Source organism: Noviherbaspirillum sp. (assembly GCF_035254865.1).
GTDB lineage: Bacteria > Pseudomonadota > Gammaproteobacteria > Burkholderiales > Burkholderiaceae_D > Noviherbaspirillum.
Map to the genome: position 1 here is coordinate 289,379 of NZ_DATFAF010000075.1, position 19,321 is coordinate 308,699.

Genomic DNA, 19,321 nt, shown 5'->3' on the forward strand with positions numbered 1-19,321 from the left:
CGACGGTCCGCACAGGATGCGTGACGCACCCCGCGTCTGTCTCTATCGTATTCCTGCGGAAAGGCGACATGCTGTTTTCGATCAAGTACGACGATGCCGCGACTGGCCCTCAAACGTCCGTTTCGCGAAATACGTTCCCGCGATCAATGCGCCGGCGGCGAACAGCATCGAACTGGTCGGGAATCCTCGGATGGTATTGACGGCGATTTCGCGGGCACGCGGTGCGGCGAGCTGCAGCCGGCGCTTGGTCATCTGTGCGCCGAGTTCTCCCAGCCGGTCGGACAGCAGTCTCTCCGCATCCGGCAGCAGCGTGGTTTCTTCATCGGCTACATGGTGCATGACGTCGCGCATGAGTTGCATGAAGGTCTGGTCGTAACGCGGATCGGTCGGCTCCATCGCGCGCAGTTCGCCAATCAGTCGGCGCATTTCATTGTGCTCGGGAATGCTCTTGTCCACCGTTGCGGTGTCGGTGGCAAGCGTGCGCATGACCGGATAGAAGATTTCTTCCTCGAGTTGTGAATGAAATTCCAGGGCGAGACATGCGGTGTTTACCAAGGCTTTCTTTGTTTGCGGACTCGAATCGATTTCGTACTGGTGAAACGCCTCCAGTACGTGGGTGTGGTCCATGCGGATCATATTGGTAATGGTCGGCGAGAGCGTATTCGTCACGGTATTCTTGATCGAATTCATTATGGTTTCCTCCATCGACGGGGTGCGGGATGCACGCGCGAATGCAGAACGGTAGCAAAGGCCATACCTGGGTTTCTCCGTCGTGATGCGCGGCGCAAGACCCTGCCTCGCAAGGAGTTGTCGCGGCATCTTTACAGCGGCGTGTACAAATTACCGACCTCATGCAGGCAATCTATCGGAGCTCGCGTGGAACTATCCGAATGGGTGATGACCAAAACACATCCAGTTGTTATCCCGTGTTTGCTTCAGAAAGGAAATCCCATGCAGATGCAACAGATCCGAGAACGTTTTTCCCAGGTTGAACAATGTGTCGATGCTGCCGCACAAATGTGCGAGATGAGCAAGGATGTGCCCGACCGCTTGCGTACATGCCTGAATGAACTGGAGCAGGAATCCGATCATGCGGTGCAGGTTGCAGAGCAGCAGCAGAGCGAGGAGCAGATCCGCCAGTGCGTCACCAAGATGGAAAAAATCGGCGATCGCGCCATGCAGGCATGTTCGCAGGGCGGCTATGTCGACGAGCAGGTGCAGAACGCCGTGCGGCAAGCGCGCAAGGCCATTTCCACTCTCAAGCAACAACTACATTGATTGCCGCAACGCTTGTTGAAGCGGAGTGATTTCCGCTTTGACATTCGCATGCGCCGGATCGGTGAATGCCGATCCGGGCAATGGATTCTGTATGTGTTACACAACGATACAAAATGCAGGTCCCGCCGATTGAGTTCGCGCAAAACATTGCACATTCTTCTGAAACAGAATCCCTAAACCCGATGACTAATGTGCAATCGGTCGCGTCGGTTCAATGATGCCGACAGATAAAGCGACGCAATGGATTCGCTTATGGCCGTATTACCGGATCCGTTTCGTTCACCATTCGCATCGCAACTGAATCACCACTGATCATCATCTTGTTTCCGCCTGTATGCATGGGTTGACGCATGCAGCCGGACGCAATCCCATTCGCGGTCGTCATTCTTCGCGACCCGCAACACGCCTGCTTGAACTTGGAAGGGTATTTGCCAATGCTGGAATCCATTAGTGTGAACATCGATAGCGTGCCGCAGGGCACATCCGCAACGCGCCGCACACGCAGCGCGACATCCACTATCTCGGGCAGGCATACACGACAGACGCGGCTGTATCTGCGGCCGCTATGCGCAGCATTGATCGCCGCAAGCGTCTTGAGCGCATGCGGCGGCGGAAGCGACAGCGCATCCACGGTGACCACGAATCCATCATCCGGCAGTCAGACACCCGGCAGCACGACACCGGCCGATACGTCGAAGCCGGGTACGACCACGCCGGCCGAGCCTTCAACGCCCACCACACCGACCACGCCAACCACACCTCCGCCGACGGATGGCGGCACAAGCGGAGCGACACCGGCACCCGTTCCCTCCGGGACGCAAATGACCATGATCTGCGCCGACGGTGCCGGGTATCAGTGCAGCGGAAGCAGCATCATTCGCGTTGATAACGGGATTGCGCTCAGCAGTTCCGGCGTGGAAGCCTATGGCGTATCCACGAGTGACCTGGCAGCGAAGAATCCAACCATGACCGGCGCTTTCGGGCTCGCGCTCGCTACCGGCGGCACGGCCGAAGTCCGGCTGGCGAAAGGCAGTGACGGTACCGTCAGCAGTTCTGCCGTCTTGTTGAGCAAGCTGGGTCTTTCATGGGATGGCAAGACCGAGCGGCCGCCTATCATCGACACTTTTTCAACCACGCAGGGCAGAACCGTCCTGACGGCCAGCGGCGCGCTATCTTCGACAACTCTTCCCGCGAGCTCCGACCTCGGCTTCTACGATTACGCCTCGAAAGGCACGGCGGGAACGCAGGTCGATTACGCCAACAACCGCTACTTCCCGCGCAGCACCCCATCGCGCTGCCCGCCGGACCTCGTGCCATGTCCGACGACGGAAACCAGCGGCGTGCATTATTCGCCGGGCGACTGGCGCACAGGCGGCAAAATGCCAGATCTCGCATCAGTGTCGCGCGTCCATGAAGATGGCGACATCCACGCCGGCAACGGCCTTCCGGATGCCAATGGCAACCCGACTATCCTGCCGGGCGGCGACGGTATCGGCGTACCGTTCCCCGGCTCGAAGGGCTATCGCAGCCTGGACAACTGGGGTCTGCAGTATGGCAACCTCGCGGCCTGGCTCACGCAGGACACCGTCATTATCGAGGAGTGGGCGAAGGCCGGGAATGAACACAATAAGAATCGCCGCGGCATGGTGGCCTATGGCGATGTGACCAATCCGACCGCAGTGCCGACCAGCGGAACTGCAAGCTACTCAGGTTTTGCCTACGGCTGGTACACCCCGAACGGAACCGCTGAACCCGCAGTGTTCCGGGGGACGGTCGTGGTCAGCGTGAATTTCGCGACACGCCAGACAACCGTGACGTTCCAGAATCCGGTCACCTGGGATTCCGCAGGCACGAGCGTGCCCGTCGCGCTCACGACGACGGTTCCCATGGGCGCCGCCGGCAGCAACGTCGCCAACTACCTGACCGGGCCGGTGACGAACGGCGCATTGACGGGTGGAGTCGGTGGGCGCTACTTCGGGCCGGTGCTCACCACCGGGACGAGCGGTGCGGGGCCGGCGGAAATCGGCGGCACGATTACGCTGTCCAATGCGACCAGCGGACAAACGGTGCTGGGCGGTTTCATCGCTCGCAAACAGTAAGCCAGGCGTCCCGGTCGAGAAGGATGTGCTCCGCGACCGGGATGTCGCATTGCCCTCGGCGCGCTGCGCCGCCGCATAATTCGTTATCGGAACGTTAATGCAGGATTAATGCAAGGTCGCCGAGGATCTCGCGTAACAATTGTAAAGAAAGATGCCGACGCCTTTCGCAGGCTGTTAAAGTTGCGGTTTTTCCGGACTTTACAGGGAGCGACTGTGGTTCGACGTTCAAAACGTCCGCCGTCCAGGCCCAAATCGGGGAAGGGCTCAGTGAAAGTACGACTTCTGCAGCTGACGGCCATGCTGTTTGGTGCGGCCGCACTCGCGGGCGTTCTGGTGGCAGGCTATGTGCTGCTGGTGGTGATTCCCAATTTGCCGCCGCTCGATGCGCTGACCGATTATCGTCCCAAGATTTCCTTGCGCGTCTACACCGCCGACCAGGTACTGATCGGTGAATTCGGTGAGGAGCGGCGCGATTTCGTTCCCATTGCGGAAATGCCGGCGGTCATGAAGCATGCCTTGCTGGCGATCGAGGACAGCGAATTCTACGAACACGGCGGCGTGAACTTCAAGGGCGCGCTGCGCGCCTTTGTCATGAACCTGGGTAACAGCCGTTCGCAGGGCGCCTCCACCATCACGATGCAGGTGGCGCGTACCTTTTACCTGAGCCGCCAGAAGACCTATGCGCGCAAGCTCACTGAAATCGCGCTCGCCTACAAGATCGAGGAGAAGCTGAGCAAAGACCAGATTCTCGAGCTTTACATGAACCAGATCTACCTGGGCGAACGGGCGTACGGCTTCGGCAGTGCGGCGCGTGTCTACTTCGGCAAATCGGTCCAGGAACTGAGTATCGCGGAAGCGGCCATGCTGGCTGGCCTGCCGAAAGCACCGGCGAGCGCCAATCCGATCGTCAACCCGACGCGCGCCAAGCAGCGCCAGCAATACATCCTCAAGCGCATGCGCGAGCTCGGGTACATCACGCCAGCACAGTATGAGAAGGCAGCGCAGGAAAAACTGGTTGTTCGCGGCCGGGGCTATCGTTTCGAGACGCATGCGGAATACGCCGCCGAACTGGTGCGGCAATACCTGTACGAACAATACAAGGACGACATTTACACGGCCGGCTTGACCGTCTATACCACGCTCAACAGCAGCGACCAGCAGGCCGCGTATGAAGCAGTGCGCCGCGGCGTCCTCGAATATGACCGTCGCCACGGCTATCGCGGTCCGGAAGATGTCATCGACCTGCCCGGCGACGCGGAAGAGCGCGAACAGGCCATCGACGAGGCATTGCTGAAGCATCCGGACAGCGACGATTTGCGCTCGGCCGTCGTGCTCTCCGCTTCGCCGAAACTGGTGCGCGCCGAAACCCTGTCCGGCGAGGTCGTCGACGTCAGCGGGGAAGGGCTGCGCTTCGCGGCAGCGGCCTTGTCGAAGGCGCGCGGCGCAAACCGGATCAAGCCCGGCGCCGTGATTCGCGTGACGCGTGATGCGAAAAAGCGCTGGTCGATCACTCAGCTGCCGGAAGTCTCCGCCGCCTTCGTGTCCCTGAACGCGAACGACGGCTCGTTCCGCGCCATGGTGGGCGGCTTCGACTTCAATCTCAACAAGTTCGATCACGTCACCCAGGCCTGGCGCCAGCCCGGTTCCAGCATCAAGCCCTTCATCTATTCCGCGGCCCTGGAAAAAGGATTTTCGCCGGCAACGGTGATCAATGACGCACCCATTTCCGTGGATGTCGCGGAAACCGGCGGGCAGGCATGGGATCCGCAAAATGACGACGGCCGCTATGATGGCCCGGTCACGATGCGCACCGGCCTGAAGAAATCGAAGAATCTGGTCTCGATTCGCATCCTGCAAACGATCACGCCGGCCTATGCGCGCGACTACATCACTCGCTTCGGCTTCGAGGCGGACAAGCAGCCGCTCAACCTGACCATGACGCTCGGAACGGGATCGGTCACGCCCTTGCAGATGGCGTCGGCGTATTCGGTATTTGCCAATGGCGGCTATCAGGTGACACCGCACCTGATCAACAAGGTGGTCAATGCGCAAGGCAAGGTGCTCGTTGAAAGCAAACCTGCCATTGCCGGCGACGAATCGGGCCGCGTGCTCGACCAGCGCAATGCCTTCATCATGGACACCATGCTGCGCGATGTGGTGAATTCCGGCACCGGCTACGCGGCCAGCCAGAGGCTGGGGCGGCACGATCTGGCCGGCAAGACCGGCACCACCAATGATGCCATGGATGCCTGGTTCGCCGGCTATGGCGGCGACATCGTGGCGGTTTCCTGGATGGGGTACGACAAACCGCGATCGCTCGGCGGACGCGAATTCGGCGGCACGGTCGCGCTGCCGGTGTGGACCGACTACATGCGTGAAGCGCTGCGCGGCAAGGGGCCGTTCCAGAGAGCGGTTCCGTCGGGTGTGGTCCAGGTCGACGGCGATTGGATGTACGAGGAATACGCGGCACGCGGCGACGCAGTGCGTTCCGTCGGGGTCGATCCGATCAGAAGTTTCTGGGACCGCTTGTTCGGCAACCGGACGCCGGAACCGAAGAATGTCGAATCAGGCAAGCGAAGCGCCGATGACATGAGCTATCGCGGCGGGCAGTGACGGCAATGCGTCATGCCGCAAGCCTGTCACCTGCGCAGGATCAGCGAAAGCGCTCGACCCGATTGCGCCCCAGGCGCTTGGCCTGCAGGAGCGCGCCATCGGCCGTTTCGGTCAGACTGGCTGCGGTATCGACGGCGGGATAGGATGCCACGCCGGCGCTGAAGGTGGCGTGCAACGCGCCGCCGGGATGGGCATGGGGCAGTCCCGAAAAATCCGCACGAATGCGATCGATCACCGTGCTGGCTTGTTCCAGACTGACACCGGGCAGGGCGATAATGAATTCTTCGCCGCCGTAGCGACCAATCAGGTCGATCGAACGCAAGCGCCCCTTGAGCAGCCATGCCAAACCGCGAATGACCTGGTCGCCGACCGGATGCCCGTAGGTGTCGTTGATGGACTTGAAGTGATCGATATCGATCATCGCAACCGTCAGGTGGCCGTGCTGCGTCTCCCGAACCATGGCGTTCAGGCGCGATTTGGCGGCGGTATGGTTAAGCAGGCCGGTCAGGCCGTCGAGCCGGGTGGATCGCCGTGTCTCGCGAAAACGTTCGATGCGCGTCTTGACGACCGCGGCCAGCAGCACCGGGTTGAACGGCTTGATCAGGAATTGATCGCCGCCCAGGCGCAAGGCTTCCACCTGCATTCCGACATCGGATTCGCCCGACAAATATACGATCGGCAGTGAACTGTACGCAGCCATCTGGCGCAGCACGCGCGTGGCTTCGACGCCATTGAAACGCGGCATGTACATATCCATCAGCACCAGGTCGGGGCGATAGGATTCGAGCGCATCGAGCAGCTTTCCCGGATCATTGATGGCTTGCGTGTCGATGCCGTGCTGCGCCAGGGTGCGCTGTATGAGCGCCACCGCAACCCGCGAATCCTCGACGATCAGCACGCGATACTGTTCCTGCTCGTTGGTTTGCACCAGGTCCAGTACGCAGTTCAGGACCATCGAAGGCTGGTCTTCGGCCGGGACCGTGACGTCGATGCCGGCACGCATCAAGTCGACGATCGGTTCGATCGCCGATTGGCCGCCCAGATAGAACAGCTGGCTGGCCGGGCAGTTTGCGCGAATGGCGGCAATAAAGCCAAATTCCTCCGGTTTCGTCGTGTCCGCTGCGGGAATGAACAATACCGCCAGCGGCTTGTCCTGCGGCATTTGCTCGCCACCCCAGTCAATCTCGCAGACCTTGAAGCCGAAGAACTGCAACTGACGGCGCAGCGCATCGGCCATGTCGCGCTTTTCCTGCGCCGCAATCATCCACACCGAACGCGGCTTGATCCAGTCGATATCCGTTGCCGCAGTAACCGGCTCCTGCACGCGGCGGTTTGTGCCGGACGAGCGCGAGGTCGCCACCGAACCGAGCAGGGTGTCCAACTGGCGCTGCAGCGAAGAGATGTCCTGGGACGAAATGGGGTGCGTCGATACATCGCCGAGCTTGGCGAGAACGGCGTTTTCCAGTCCTTCGCACAGGCGGACCAGGCCGGGTAAGCGCAGGCGATTGAAATACTCGGCCAGACTGTTTACCGCCACGGCAAACTCGATGAATTGCTCGAACCGGCCTTGGGCAGCATAGTGCTCCCAGCGCGTCCGCAGGACGTAGAGCCGATCTTCAATCGTGTTGGCGGAATGCGTTGGCATGAATCCGGGTGAGGCGTTTATTGTTTTCATGTTTGTGCGGACTGCAAATGGCCGGTCCGAAACGATGCGGCATTATCACGGATCAGCCTTGGCCAGGCAATCTAATTCAGATCCGGACGGCAACGAATACGGGCATGTGGCAGAAATGCCGGTTTTTTATTTCACTGTTTATTTATACAGTAGTTGTGGTAAAGTAAGCTTTCATTCAACGCTGTATCGGAAATAGGGAGACATGCCATGACGCACCTGAATAATTCCTTCGGCTCACGATTTGGTCTCGAATACGCGCCCAGCTCGTTCCTGCTGCGATTGGGAAGGCGCGAGATCTTCGTGTGCCGCGACTTTCGCAAGCGTTATTACAATATCAATCCGATCATTGACGTCAGCACCGGAATCGAGCCGGGACATCTTGAAGTGCTCGTGATGCGGCGCTGGCTGGTGATCTTGTCAAAGGCAAGATAGGAGTCTGCAACGACCGAAGGCATTATCTTTCCAAATCAGATGCCTGAGCATCATACTTAAGATTACTTCGAGAGAAGATGAAGTGTGGTACGCAAGTATTTGTTTATTCAATTGTTTTGTTCAAACAGCTGAATATCTTCCTCGATGGAGCGCAGGTAATCGTAGGCCAGGCTGAACGCATTGATGGCCGCATGGAACGGGTTATCCCATGGGTCGACCGAGGCGACTGTGGCATTGTATTGCTGGAGTGCAAGCTGGAGATCCGTGGTTCGCTGCGAAATGCCCCCGGCCTGGCCTGGCTGGATGCAAGCCCGGAAGGCGGAAACAAGGCTGTCGATTTTTCGGCCGACGACGCGCAGGTTAAACGCCAGCACGCAGATATGCGTGTCGGGATTGTAGAGGTCTGGATGCACGGATCTCAGCGCTGTCTGTCCGGCGTGCAGCGTTGCCATGAAATCCAGGGCATCCTCGACAGCACGGTACTGTGCATAGAGCCGGCCAGGCGGATAGAGCAGATTCAGCGGCATAGGTAAGGCTGCGGTGACAGTATATGCATTGGTCCGCAGTTCTGGTTAGATCGTTCGATGTTTGGTAAAACAGTGATAAATCAGTGTCTTGCTGTGAAATCTTAAAGTAAATTCCTGGATTTCCTTCTGGGGAAATTCAAGGCGTCTTTCCAGCGCCCCGGGGGCTCGTGGACAACAGCTTGCAGACAGAAGGGGCAAGGTATTGCCCCCTTGCATCACTGAATCCCCAGTTCCTGTAATCGCTTTGTCTGGCGTTTCGTCAGCCGTTCGATATCGGCCACATCCGCTGCCGAAAGTTTTGGCCCGGGCCTGCGAACCGCTGCCGATGCAATTGCGCCACGCGCGGCCATGATGTGCTTGCGCACTGCGAGACCGGCTACCGGTTGCTGCTCGTAACGGGCCAGAGGCAGGTAGGCATCAAAAATGTCATGCGCCCGCTCGATGTCGCCGGACGCATGTGCGCGGCAAACACCGACCATCATTTCCGGATAGGCGAAGCCGGTCATTGCGCCATCGGCGCCGCGCGTCAGTTCCTCGGGAAGGAACAAGCCGCCGCCGTTGCCGGTGAGGACCGCTACCCGCTTGAGCTCGCCGCGGTCGCTGGCTGCGCGGATTGCCGAGAGCTTGCCCAGTCCCGGGCAGTCCTCGTGCTTGAGCATCACGCAATGCGGCGAGTTTTTCAGGATGGTCATCAGGACCGAGTTCGACATCTTGACCCCGGTGGACACCGGATGGTCCTGCAGCACCCATGGCGTGCTGCCCAGCGTTTCATTCACCATGTCGAAATAGGCAAGGATCTGCTCATCGGTGCGCACGCTCGACGCCGGCGCAATCATCACGCCGGATGCGCCCATGTCCATCACGCTTTCGGTGAGTTCGCGCATCGGCGCAAACCCGGCCGAGGAGGCGCCGACCACGACCGGCACCCGGCCGTTGACCCGTGCCAGCACGCGCTTTGCAAAAATGCGCGATTCCTCGGCAGTCAGCTTGGTGGCTTCGCCCATGATGCCCAGGATGGTCAGGCCGTTGGCGCCATGTTCCAGGTAAAAATCGACCATGCGGTCGGTGCTCTCCAGGTCGAGCGAGCCATTGTCGGCGAAAGGCGTGACGGCGATCAGGTAAACACCCTTGGCGTTGGCATCCAGCTTGTTCATATCCATTTCTCCGGTTCCGGTATTCGAAAAATCGTGCTGCTCATGCTTTCTTGCCGCCGGCCTTGAAGGCCTCGTAGCGCGCCTTGTTCTCGGCGTTCGGCGGATACAGTCCTGGCAAGGCCGCGCCGCCTTCCACTTCGGACATGATCCAGTTTTCCAGTTGCTCCTGTTCCGTTGCCAACGCAAGCACTTCATCGAGCAGTTTGGCCGGGATCAGTACCGCGCCATCGGCATCGGCGACCACCACGTCGTTGGGAAAGACCGCTACGCCGCCGCAGCCGATCGGCTCCTGCCAGTTGACGAACGTCAGTCCGGCTACTGAGGGCGGTGCGGCAACGCCGCGACACCAGACCGGCAGGCCCGTGCCCGATACGCCCTGGATGTCGCGCACCACGCCATCCGTGATCAGCGCCGCGACGCCGCGCTTCTTCATGCGTGAGCAAAGGATGTCGCCGAAGATGCCGGCATCGGTGACGCCCATTGCATCGACTACCGCAATGCAGCCGGGCGGCATGGCTTCAATTGCCGCGCGGGTGGAAATCGGGGATGACCAGGATTCCGGCGTTGCCAGGTCTTCGCGCGCGGGCACGAAACGCAAGGTGAAGGCGCGGCCGACCTGGCGCGTCTGCTGCTTGTCGATCGGGATGGTGCCGCGCATCCAGACATTGCGCAGGCCCTTCTTCAGCAGGACCGTGGTCAGTGTGGCGGTGGAAATGCTTGAGAGGGTGCGAACGATTGCGGAGTCGAGGGGGAGGGATTCGATAGCCATTGAAATTACCTTGTCATGGGTGAAACCGGGGCCTGTTGTTGGCCCGGCCGATCTCAAGCTCGTGGTGCGTCATGTAGTGTACGGGAATACCGTTTGACTTGCCGGACGCGGCAAGACTGCTCCGTCATGCGCTTGTTTCGCGGCAAAGCTCGCCACTAGCGCGCCACGATCAATCGGATGCCCAGCCCGACGAAGATGGCGCCGGCGATGCGATCGAGGACGATTCCTGCACGGGGCCGCCCATTGATCCATTGGCCGACGGCGCCGGAGAAGAAGCCGAGCAGACCGAAGAGTACGGCCGCCTGGGCTGTGAATGTCAGTCCCAGTGCCGCGATCTGCCAGTTGACGTTGCCGTGTTCGGCAATGACGAACTGCGGCAGGAAGGACAGAAAGAACAGGACGACCTTGGGGTTGATTGCATTGGCGAAAACGCCGCGGGTGAAAAGCCTGAACAAGGATTCGTCGGCGGGTCTGATGGCGGCCGCTTTCGCTCCGCCGCGGCTGCGCAGTGCCTGGATGCCGAGCCAGACCAGATACAAGCCGCCACCCGTCTTCAGCAGGGTGAATGCAAAAGGGGAAGCGGCAATCAAGGCGCTGACGCCGGCGACCGCCAGGACCGTGTGACTCAGACAGCCGAGTGCGCAGCCGAGTCCGAACGCCATGCCTTGCGCGCGGCCTCGTGAAATGCCGACGCCGAGGACCATCAGGTTGTCCGGGCCGGGCGAGGCCGTGATCAGCATGGCGGCGGCCAGGAAACCGATGAATTGTTCCGGAGTCAGCATGGTTTTTCCAGGCGCCGCTTGCGATGTGCAGCCTTGCAGTCGTACATCGCGCGATCCGCAAAGCGCATCAGGGCCGGGATGTCTTCGCCGTCGCGCGGATAGACGGCAACGCCGACGCTGGTCCGAATGTCGAGGGCATGATCGCCGATTCTCAATGGCTGGCTCACCGCTTCCTCGACCTTGCCCGCCACTGCGGTGGCGTCTTCGGCGTTGGTGATTTCGGTCAGGACGATGACAAATTCGTCGCCACCGAGGCGTGAAACGATGTCGCAGCCGCGCACCGCCTTGACCATGCGCTCGCCGGCGGCTTTCAGGACCAGATCGCCGACTTCATGACCAAGCGTGTCATTGATCTGCTTGAATCCGTCCAGGTCGAGGAAGAGCAGGGCGAACTGGTTCTTGTTGCGGATGGCCGCGGCCAGAGTGCGCTTGGTCAGTTCGAGCAGGAAGGAACGGTTGGGCAGCTGGGTCAGGCTGTCGGAGTGCGCGCGACGGCGCAGCTCTTCCTCCTGCGCCTGTCGCTCCGTGATATCGCGCGCAATGCAGAGCGCATATTGGGTGTCCTTCCATTCGAAGGAGCGCACGCTGATTTCGACCGGAATCGTTTTTCCGTTCTTCGTGCGGTGTTCCGTCACGAACATGGCTTCACCCTTGTTCAGCAGGCGTTCCGCGATCAGCGGAAAGTCGCCGAGACTGCCGGTGGCATCGACCGTGCTCGCCGTGAGGCTCAGCAATTCTTCTCTTGTATAGCCCAGGCGCCAGCAGGCGACGTCGTTCACCTCGACAATGCTGGTCAGTCCTTCCGGCGTCAGCAGGCAGACGAAGATCGCGTCGCTGCTCGCATTGAACAAGGCGCGGTAGCGTTCTTCGCGTTCGCGGATCGCGCGTTCCGCTTCGAGGCTGCCGCTGATGTCATGGAAACTGACGACGGAGCCGTCGACCTTCCCGTTTTTCAGGAGCGGGGTAGCCACGAGCGAAACCGGCAGCAGGCTGCCGTCCTTGCGAACGAAGTAATCTTCCTTGGCCCGGTGAAGGGCGCCGGCACGCAATGCCTGCATGGTCGGACATTCCTGGGCGGTCAGCAGGCTGCCGTCGGGACGCTTGAAATGAAACTGTTCATGGGTCTTCCTGCCGGCGACTTCTTCCGTCTTCCAGCCGAGCAGCGCTTCGCCGGCGGGGTTCAGATAGACCAGCTTGCCGTCGGGGTCCATGACCATCACGCCGTCACCGAGCGTTGCCATGATGTCATGCATGCGCCGTTCGCTTTCCTGACGCTCCTGCTCGGCGCGATGCAAATCCGAGAGATCCCGCCCCAGCGTGGCGATTGCCTTCCTGCTTCCGTCCGGGTGAAACACCGGGGTCCGGATGATGTCGTAGGTCCGGTCCCCTGAAGGAGACACGATGGTCTGGCTGGTTCTCAGCATGTGCCGGCTTGCCCAGGCGCGCGCATCGTCCTCCGCGCTCTGCGCGAGGGCGCCTGCCAGTGTCGGTTCGACCATGCCGGCCAGTTCTTGATCGGTGCGGCCCTGGTAAGGCAGATCATGCAGTCCGAACAGATCGACGGTGCTCTTGTTCACCTCTTGCCAGCGTCCGTCGCCATCCTTGAAGCAAATGTAATCCGGGGTAGCGTCGATCAGGGTGCGCAGGCGTTCCTCGCTTTCGCGCAGCGCTTCCTGCGCCTGCTTCTTGTCGGTAATGTCGGAAAAGGTTCCGATATAGGAGCTGACCGCGCCAGTCTCGTCGGTGAGCGCGCGAATCGACAGCCACTTGGGAAAGTCTTCGCCGCTCTTGCGCCGATCCCAGATCTCGCCTTCCCAGCGCCCGGTCGACCGGATGGCATTCCACATGTCCGTGTAAAACGCCTCCGAATGCCGTCCCGAGCGCAGCAGTCGCGGCGTCTTTCCCAGCGCCTCGTCGCGCGAGTAGCCGGTGATGCGGGAAAACGCCGGATTGACGGTGCGGATCACGCCGTCGGGGCTGGTGATCATGATGCCTTCGCCGGTCGCATCGAATACCTGGCGCGCCAGCAGCAGCTCCTGATCGGCCTTGGCCAGGCGTTGCTTGTGGTCCGAAAGAGCGTGCTGCAGGCTGTTGAGATAGTCGCGCTCATAGCCGGCCAGTACTTCGGTCTGGGACAAGATGCCGAGGATGGCGCCATTCCCGTCCGTGACGCCAAGATGCCGGATGCCTTTTTCGGCGCACAGCGCACGTGCGAAGAAGAGACTGGTATCCGCCTCCACGCTGATGAGCGGGTAGGTTGCAAGCTGACCAACGGGCAATTCGGTTTGCCGGCTATCCAGCGCTCCGATCACATCCAGTTCCGTAAGAATGCCGACATCCTTGCCTGATTCCACGACAATGGCATCGCGGCTGTGCATCGCCATTTTCCTGGCAGCGTCGGCCAGCGCAAGGTCTCCGGGCAGGATCAGGGCCGGGCGTTCGATCAGCGAACCGACCGTCTTCAGCTTGACGTCAAGTTCCAGGCTCGGAATCCCGGCCACGTCCGACTGGCTGAGCATGCCGACGGGCTGCCCGGCCTCGTCGATAACGAGCGCGTGCCGGATGCGATGGTGGAGAAAAAAGTGGGAGGCGACGGACACCGTGGTGTCGCTTCTGAGCGTCTTCACCGCCGGACTCATGACGGATGCGATAGGCGCCTTGATCGCTCCAGGATCCTTCAAGTCGATGCGCAGTGCGTCGCATCGTGTCCAAATCCCGATCGCCTCGCCGCGCTCCGTGATGAGGATGGAGCCGCAGCGGCTTTGATGCATGCTGCGGATGGCTTCATTGATCGGAGTGTGCGGAGGGCATTGCAGGATCTCGGATCGGATGATCTTGGAGATCGGCATATCGAAGGACATAGACAAACGCCTCTTTGCTATCCAGGTGCGCGACCTGCAATGGTGACATTAATTGCTTTGGATCAATTATACGCAAGCTGAGGCCGCAGCGCATACCAAGAGGCAAGCGAACGATGCGCGAATACGAGCGCACCGGGCGGATAGCGACGGACGCCGCCAAACTTAAATCATTGGCAAACGCAGCATGTCGACGATCTTGCGGATCAGGCCGCGGCGCGCCTCGGAAAAAGGCGGATAGAACAGTTTCACCAGCATGAGCGGCGACGAGCGCAGTACGGCGCGCTCGTGCGAGAACGCCTTGAAACCGTAGTGGCCGTGCGCATTGCCGATGCCCGAGTTGTTGACGCCGCCGAACGGCAGCTCGCCATGCGCGAACTGCATCACGCAGTGATTGATGCAGGCGCCGCCCGAGCTGGTTTGCAGCAACACCTTGTCGATTTCCTTCTGGTCCTTGCTCCAGATATACAGCGCGAGCGGTTTCGGACGGGAGTTGATTTCGGCGATGACGGCGTCGAGCCGCGAGTAGCCGATAACGGGAAGAATCGGCCCGAAAATTTCTTCTTCCAGGATTTGCGATCCGGTCGGGACGCGATCGATCAGGGTCGGCGCGATATAGCACTGGGCGACGTCCACTTCGCCGCCGGTCTGGATGGCGGCCCCGCGCGTGAGGGCATCGTAGAGCAGGGAGGCAACGCGCTGGGTGTGGCGCTGGTTGACGATGCGCGTCAGGTCCGCGGTGTGCTTCTGCTCGTGCGCGCTGGTGCCGTAGCGCGACTGAATGACCTTGCGGCATTCGGTCATGAAAGCGTCCTTCACGGAATCATGTACATAGACATGATCCGGTGCAACGCAGGTTTGCCCGCCGTTAAGGAATTTTCCCCACATCAGGGTTTCGGCGGCGAGCTTGACGTCGGCCGTTTCTCCCACGATGGTGGGCGACTTGCCGCCGAGTTCCAGGGTGACGCTGGTCAAGTGTTTGGCGGCGGCGGCCATGACGATCTTGCCGACAGCGGGCGAGCCGGTAAAGAAAATATGGTCGAAGGGCAGGTCGAGCAGCGCCTGCGCGGTGGCGGTCCCGCCCTCGAACAATGCCACTTCGGCATGGGGAAAGACCTCGCCGATGATGCGTCCCATGAGGGCCGACACGGCCGGCGTCATTTCCGAGGGCTTGATGATCACGGTATTGCCGGCTGCCAGTGCTGAGACCAGTGGACCGAAGCACAGGCTGAGCGGATAGTTCCAAGGTGCGATGATGAGCACACGGCCGCGCGGCTGGTACTGCACCCAGCCGGACGTGCCGAGCATGGTGCTGGTCGGCCACACCTTGAGCGGCTTCATCCAGCGCTTGACCCGCCCGATGGCGTGCCGCATCTCGTCCATGACCGGGAGAAATTCCGACGCTTCCACTTCCGGCGGCGACTTGCGGTAGTCCTGCATGAACGCCTCGTAGAACGCTTCGCGCTGCGCCATCATGGCGTCGCGCAATTTCTTGATGCGCGCGATGCGCTCGTTCGCGGTGGAGAGGCGCCAGCGCAGGGCGGTTTCGAGCTGACTGTCGAAAACTTCCCTGATGCGCCGGGGATCGCTTTCCACCATGGGAGAAACCGGCATGAATTCCTGCATGGACGGGTTGGTGCTCATTGTGTTCTCCGTATCGAAAAACAGCCCTACTTATTGCTTCAGCGTCTCGCTCGCCTGGAACTGCTGGATGGCGCATTCCATGATGGTATGTTTCATCAGTTCCGCCGAGGTCGAGAGCTTGCGATCCTTGAGCGCGACGATCGCGAAATGCGTTTGCAAAGCAGACGGCAGCGCGATGTTCAAGCGCACCAGTTCCTTGCGCCGGACCTGGTCCTTCACTGCGCTGGGCGGCGAAAAGAACAGCACATCGGTCAGCGCGGCGCTCGCCCGCAACAGCCCGAAATCATTGCTCGACACCGCGCTCGCGGACCACCTGCTTGGCGGTAATTCCGGGTACGTCTTCAAGGCGCGTTCCAGCTCTTTCGGAATTTTCGTCAGACCCGAGAACGGATACTTCTGCAGGTCCGCGGTCGTCAGTTTTCTCTTCTTCAATAGATTATGCCCATTCCGGACATATACGCATATCGGCTCGGAGGGCAACTGCGCAATATCAAACTCGATGATGTCTTCCAACTCGCGCGAATCCGCCACGAAAAAATCGATCTCGCTGTTCAGCAGCATGTGCTTGTGGTCATCCCAGTAGCCGGACTCCACCACGATATCGACATTGGCTGCCACCTCGCGCAAACGCGCCAGGCATTCCGGCATCAGCGACGAGCACAAGACGGTGCCGGCGGCGATGCGGACCGAACCGTTGGCCTGCCGCTTGATCAGGTCGATTTCGGTATGCAGTTGCTGGATATCACCCAGCAGCGAGGAGGAGCGCGACAGCAGCCATTGGCCGACCGGCGTCAGGCGCACGCCGCGGGGAGAACGGTCGAACAGCACGATGTCGAGATCTTCCTCCAGCACGCGAATGCTCTTCGACAGCGCAGGCTGGGAGATATTCAGCCTGGCACTCGCCTTGTGGACGTTGCCCGACTCCGCCAGCGTCACGAAGTGCTGCAACTGCTTCAGGTTCATGCGATAACTCCCGGATATCACTCACCGAAAAAAAGTCATTAGACCACGTATCGCCGTATGCAGGATACTACGGCCATAAAGCCGGGGCCAATCTCGCGCCAACTGCCGCGCCGTGCGTCGCCTGGCCTGCAAAGAATAATTCGGGAGACAAACCATGTTCGAGGCACGTCCGTCTTTTCTTCAACCGGCTTCGGCCGGCGACTACCGTGAGCTGGCCCGGCGGCGATTGCCGCGCCAGTTCTTCGATTACCTCGATGGCGGCGCATACGATGAAGCAACCATGCGCAACAACGTCGAGGATTTCCGCCGCGTTCTCCTGCGGCAGCGGGTCTTGCGCGACATATCGCACATCAATCTGAAGACCGAGGTGCTGGGCCAGAAACTGGCTATGCCGGTCATCCTCGGCCCGGTTGGCCTCGCCGGCATGTTCGCGCCGCGCGGCGAGGTGCAGGCGGCGCAGGCGGCGGAGCGCGCCGGCGTGCCGTTTTGCGAGTCGACGGTTTCCATCTGTTCGCTCGAGGAAGTGCGGGCCAACACCAGCGCACCGTTCTGGTATCAGCTGTACGTCATGCGCGATCGCGGCTATGCGCGCGAGCTGCTGCAGCGGGCGCATGCGGCCGGCTGCCCGGTCCTGGTCTTTACCGTCGATCTCGCGGTGGTGGGTGCGCGTTACCGGGACGTGCGCAACGGCATGACCGGCATCAGCAGCCCGTTCGGAAAACTGGCCAAGGCCTGGGATTTCATCTCGCATCCCGGGTGGTCATTGAGCATGGCGATGCGCGGCAAGCCACTGGTGTTCGGCAACCTCGTCAAGGCCATGCCGGAGGCGCAAAGTCTTCCCGCCTTTCGTGCCTGGGTGAATGCACAGTTCGATCCCGCAGTCACCTGGAACGACCTCGCATGGCTGCGCGAAAACTGGCCGGGCAAGATTGTCGTCAAAGGCATCCTCGATCCGGACGACGCGCGCACGGCAGCCAGTCTCGGCTTCGACGGCGTGGTCGTCTCGAACCATGGCGGCAGGCAGCTCGACGGCGTGCCCTCATCGATTTCGGCACTGCCTCCGATCGTCGATGCGGTGGGCGATCGTGTCGAAGTACTGGTCGACGGCGGCGTGCGCAGCGGACTCGATGTGGTCAAGGCGCTGGCACTCGGCGCGCGCGCCTGCATCATCGGACGTGCCTGGGCCTACGCGCTGGCAGGAGCCGGCGGGGCAGGTGTCGCGCATGTACTGCAGATCATGCGCAAGGAGATGGAAGTGGCGATGGCGCTCACGGCTTGCACCGACTTGAATGAAATCAACCAGGACATCCTGACATCGGCCTTGCCGGCGACAGGCATGAAAGACGCGGCAAGCGCAGGCATCCATGGCGTTGCGGGCTCCCGGGTGGACTATGCAGAAATATCAAAGTGAGGTCGTGATCGTCGGCGGCGGGCTGGCCGGCATTGTCGCCGCGCTGGAACTGCTGTCGGCCGGCAAGCGCGTGACATTGCTGGAGCGCGATAGCGAGGAGAATTTCGGCGGGCTGGCGAAGGAAAGTTTCGGCGGCATCCTGCTGGTCGGCACGCCGGAGCAGCGTCGCTGCGGCATTCGCGATACGCCCGAGCTGGCATTGCAGGACTGGCTGGCCTTCGGCGGATTCGGGCAGGATGCATCGGCGGAATTCTGGCCGCGCCGCTGGGCCGAGTCCTACGTCAATGACAGTTACGGCGACATCTACTGCTGGCTCAAGGAACGCGGTGTGCGCTTCCTGCCCTTGCCGCTGTGGGTCGAGCGCGGCCAGTTCAGTGGCGGCAATTCGGTGCCGCGCTGGCACGTGACCTGGGGCACCGGACATGGTCTGGCGACACAACTGATCAATGCATTGCAGGCGCATCCGCGGCGAAAGGCCCTGAGCTTGCACTTCCAGCATCGGGTCGACGGCTTGATCTCGGAAGGCGGCCGCATCATCGGCTGTCGCGGTGTCACCGAAGACACGAGGGAAGATTTCGTCGCGCAAGGCGATGCCGTGCTGGTTGCCAGCGGCGGCATCAACGGCAATATCGAGCGCGTGCGCGAACACTGGCACGCCGAGTGGAAATCGCCGCCGGAAGTCATCCTGAACGGCTCGCACAAATTTGCCAATGGCATGCTGCATGACGCGGTGCAGTCCGTCGGTGGCAATCTGACTTATCTCGACCGCATGTGGAACTATGCGGCCGGCGTGCATCACTGGCGACCGCGAAAGCCCGGTCACGGCCTGTCGCTGGTGCCGCCGCGCTCGGCACTGTGGCTGAACTGGCGCGGCGAGCGCATCGGTCCGCAACCGCTGGTGAGCGGCTTCGACACGCGGGAACTGGTGACGCAGATCTGCAGGCAGGAGAAGCAGTATTCCTGGCAACTGCTGAACCGGAAGATCGCGTTGAAGGAGCTTGCAGTGTCAGGCGCGGAATTCAATCCCTCGATCCGCGACAAGAAGATCGTCGGATTCCTGCGCGACGCCTTGCTGGGCAACCGATGGCTGCTGAAGCAGATGACCGAGAACTGCAA

General features: G+C 60.9%; 17 protein-coding genes. 6 read left to right on the top strand and 11 right to left on the bottom strand.

Annotation, left to right across the window (positions count from 1 at the left end; translation table 11 throughout):
- Positions 1-81: 81 nt before the first annotated feature.
- A complete protein-coding gene (locus VJ651_RS18720) occupies positions 82-690 on the bottom strand; it encodes a hemerythrin domain-containing protein (RefSeq protein ID WP_324108888.1) in 609 nt (202 codons plus the stop codon).
- 261 nt (positions 691-951) lie between these two features.
- Between VJ651_RS18720 and VJ651_RS18725 the strand changes: the two genes are divergently transcribed.
- On the top strand, positions 952-1,278 hold the full coding sequence (locus VJ651_RS18725; protein ID WP_324108889.1) for a hypothetical protein: 327 nt from the start codon (positions 952-954) through the stop codon (positions 1,276-1,278).
- Between the two features lie 250 nt (positions 1,279-1,528).
- On the opposite strand, the gene VJ651_RS18730 is transcribed toward VJ651_RS18725, so the two are convergent.
- Both VJ651_RS18730 and VJ651_RS18735 read right to left on the bottom strand, forming a co-directional pair.
- The gene (locus VJ651_RS18730) at positions 1,529-1,918 is read right to left on the bottom strand and encodes a hypothetical protein (protein WP_324108890.1); all 390 of its coding nucleotides are present in this window, start codon (positions 1,916-1,918) and stop codon (positions 1,529-1,531) included.
- 18 nt (positions 1,919-1,936) lie between these two features.
- Positions 1,937-2,107 (bottom strand): hypothetical protein, encoded by a 171-nt coding sequence (locus VJ651_RS18735; protein WP_324108891.1) that lies wholly within the window; start codon positions 2,105-2,107, stop codon positions 1,937-1,939.
- Between VJ651_RS18735 and VJ651_RS18740 the strand changes: the two genes are divergently transcribed.
- Both VJ651_RS18740 and VJ651_RS18745 read left to right on the top strand, forming a co-directional pair.
- The gene (locus VJ651_RS18740) at positions 2,100-3,377 is read left to right on the top strand and encodes a hypothetical protein (RefSeq protein WP_324108892.1); all 1,278 of its coding nucleotides are present in this window, start codon (positions 2,100-2,102) and stop codon (positions 3,375-3,377) included. The two genes, VJ651_RS18735 and VJ651_RS18740, sit on opposite strands and share 8 nt — an antisense overlap.
- 297 nt (positions 3,378-3,674) lie before the next feature.
- Entirely contained in the window at positions 3,675-5,990 is a 2,316-nt protein-coding gene (locus tag VJ651_RS18745) for a penicillin-binding protein 1A (protein WP_324108914.1), read from the top strand.
- 40 nt (positions 5,991-6,030) lie between these two features.
- Here VJ651_RS18745 and VJ651_RS18750 read toward each other — a convergent pair whose 3' ends face one another.
- Positions 6,031-7,635 carry a diguanylate cyclase gene (locus VJ651_RS18750; protein WP_324108893.1) on the bottom strand — a complete coding sequence of 535 codons (1,605 nt, stop codon included), beginning with the start codon at positions 7,633-7,635 and terminating at the stop codon, positions 6,031-6,033.
- Positions 7,636-7,872: 237 nt separating this feature from the next.
- Here VJ651_RS18750 and VJ651_RS18755 point away from each other — a divergent pair, with 237 nt between their 5' ends.
- Positions 7,873-8,097 (top strand): hypothetical protein, encoded by a 225-nt coding sequence (locus VJ651_RS18755; RefSeq protein WP_136417058.1) that lies wholly within the window; start codon positions 7,873-7,875, stop codon positions 8,095-8,097.
- Positions 8,098-8,204: 107 nt separating this feature from the next.
- Here the strand turns inward: VJ651_RS18755 and VJ651_RS18760 are convergent, their stop codons facing one another.
- From VJ651_RS18760 to VJ651_RS18790, 7 genes are all read right to left on the bottom strand, one after another.
- Positions 8,205-8,624: a hypothetical protein gene (locus VJ651_RS18760; protein WP_324108894.1), complete on the bottom strand. Its 420-nt coding sequence runs from the start codon at positions 8,622-8,624 to the stop codon at positions 8,205-8,207.
- A 215-nt stretch (positions 8,625-8,839) separates the two neighbouring features.
- Positions 8,840-9,778, bottom strand: a complete 939-nt coding sequence (locus tag VJ651_RS18765) for a dihydrodipicolinate synthase family protein (protein ID WP_324108895.1) — start codon at positions 9,776-9,778, stop codon at positions 8,840-8,842.
- A gap of 40 nt (positions 9,779-9,818) precedes the next feature.
- Positions 9,819-10,547, bottom strand: coding sequence for a ribonuclease activity regulator RraA (locus VJ651_RS18770; RefSeq protein WP_136417050.1), 729 nt, complete (start codon positions 10,545-10,547; stop codon positions 9,819-9,821).
- A gap of 155 nt (positions 10,548-10,702) precedes the next feature.
- Positions 10,703-11,329 carry a LysE family translocator gene (locus VJ651_RS18775; protein WP_324108896.1) on the bottom strand — a complete coding sequence of 209 codons (627 nt, stop codon included), beginning with the start codon at positions 11,327-11,329 and terminating at the stop codon, positions 10,703-10,705.
- A complete protein-coding gene (locus tag VJ651_RS18780; RefSeq protein ID WP_324108897.1) occupies positions 11,323-14,190 on the bottom strand; it encodes a PAS domain S-box protein in 2,868 nt (955 codons plus the stop codon). The genes VJ651_RS18775 and VJ651_RS18780 overlap by 7 nt, the downstream gene beginning before the upstream one ends.
- A gap of 162 nt (positions 14,191-14,352) precedes the next feature.
- Positions 14,353-15,786 carry an aldehyde dehydrogenase family protein gene (locus tag VJ651_RS18785; protein ID WP_414691360.1) on the bottom strand — a complete coding sequence of 478 codons (1,434 nt, stop codon included), beginning with the start codon at positions 15,784-15,786 and terminating at the stop codon, positions 14,353-14,355.
- 75 nt (positions 15,787-15,861) lie between these two features.
- Positions 15,862-16,794, bottom strand: coding sequence for a LysR family transcriptional regulator (locus VJ651_RS18790; protein ID WP_324108899.1), 933 nt, complete (start codon positions 16,792-16,794; stop codon positions 15,862-15,864).
- A 154-nt stretch (positions 16,795-16,948) separates the two neighbouring features.
- Between VJ651_RS18790 and VJ651_RS18795 the strand changes: the two genes are divergently transcribed.
- Together VJ651_RS18795 and VJ651_RS18800 are read left to right on the top strand one after the other, a co-directional pair.
- On the top strand, positions 16,949-18,205 hold the full coding sequence (locus tag VJ651_RS18795; protein WP_324108900.1) for an L-lactate dehydrogenase: 1,257 nt from the start codon (positions 16,949-16,951) through the stop codon (positions 18,203-18,205).
- Positions 18,186-19,321, top strand: a 1,136-nt coding sequence (locus VJ651_RS18800; protein ID WP_324108901.1) for an FAD-dependent oxidoreductase, incomplete at its 3' end; no start/stop codon positions are given. The genes VJ651_RS18795 and VJ651_RS18800, both read left to right, overlap by 20 nt.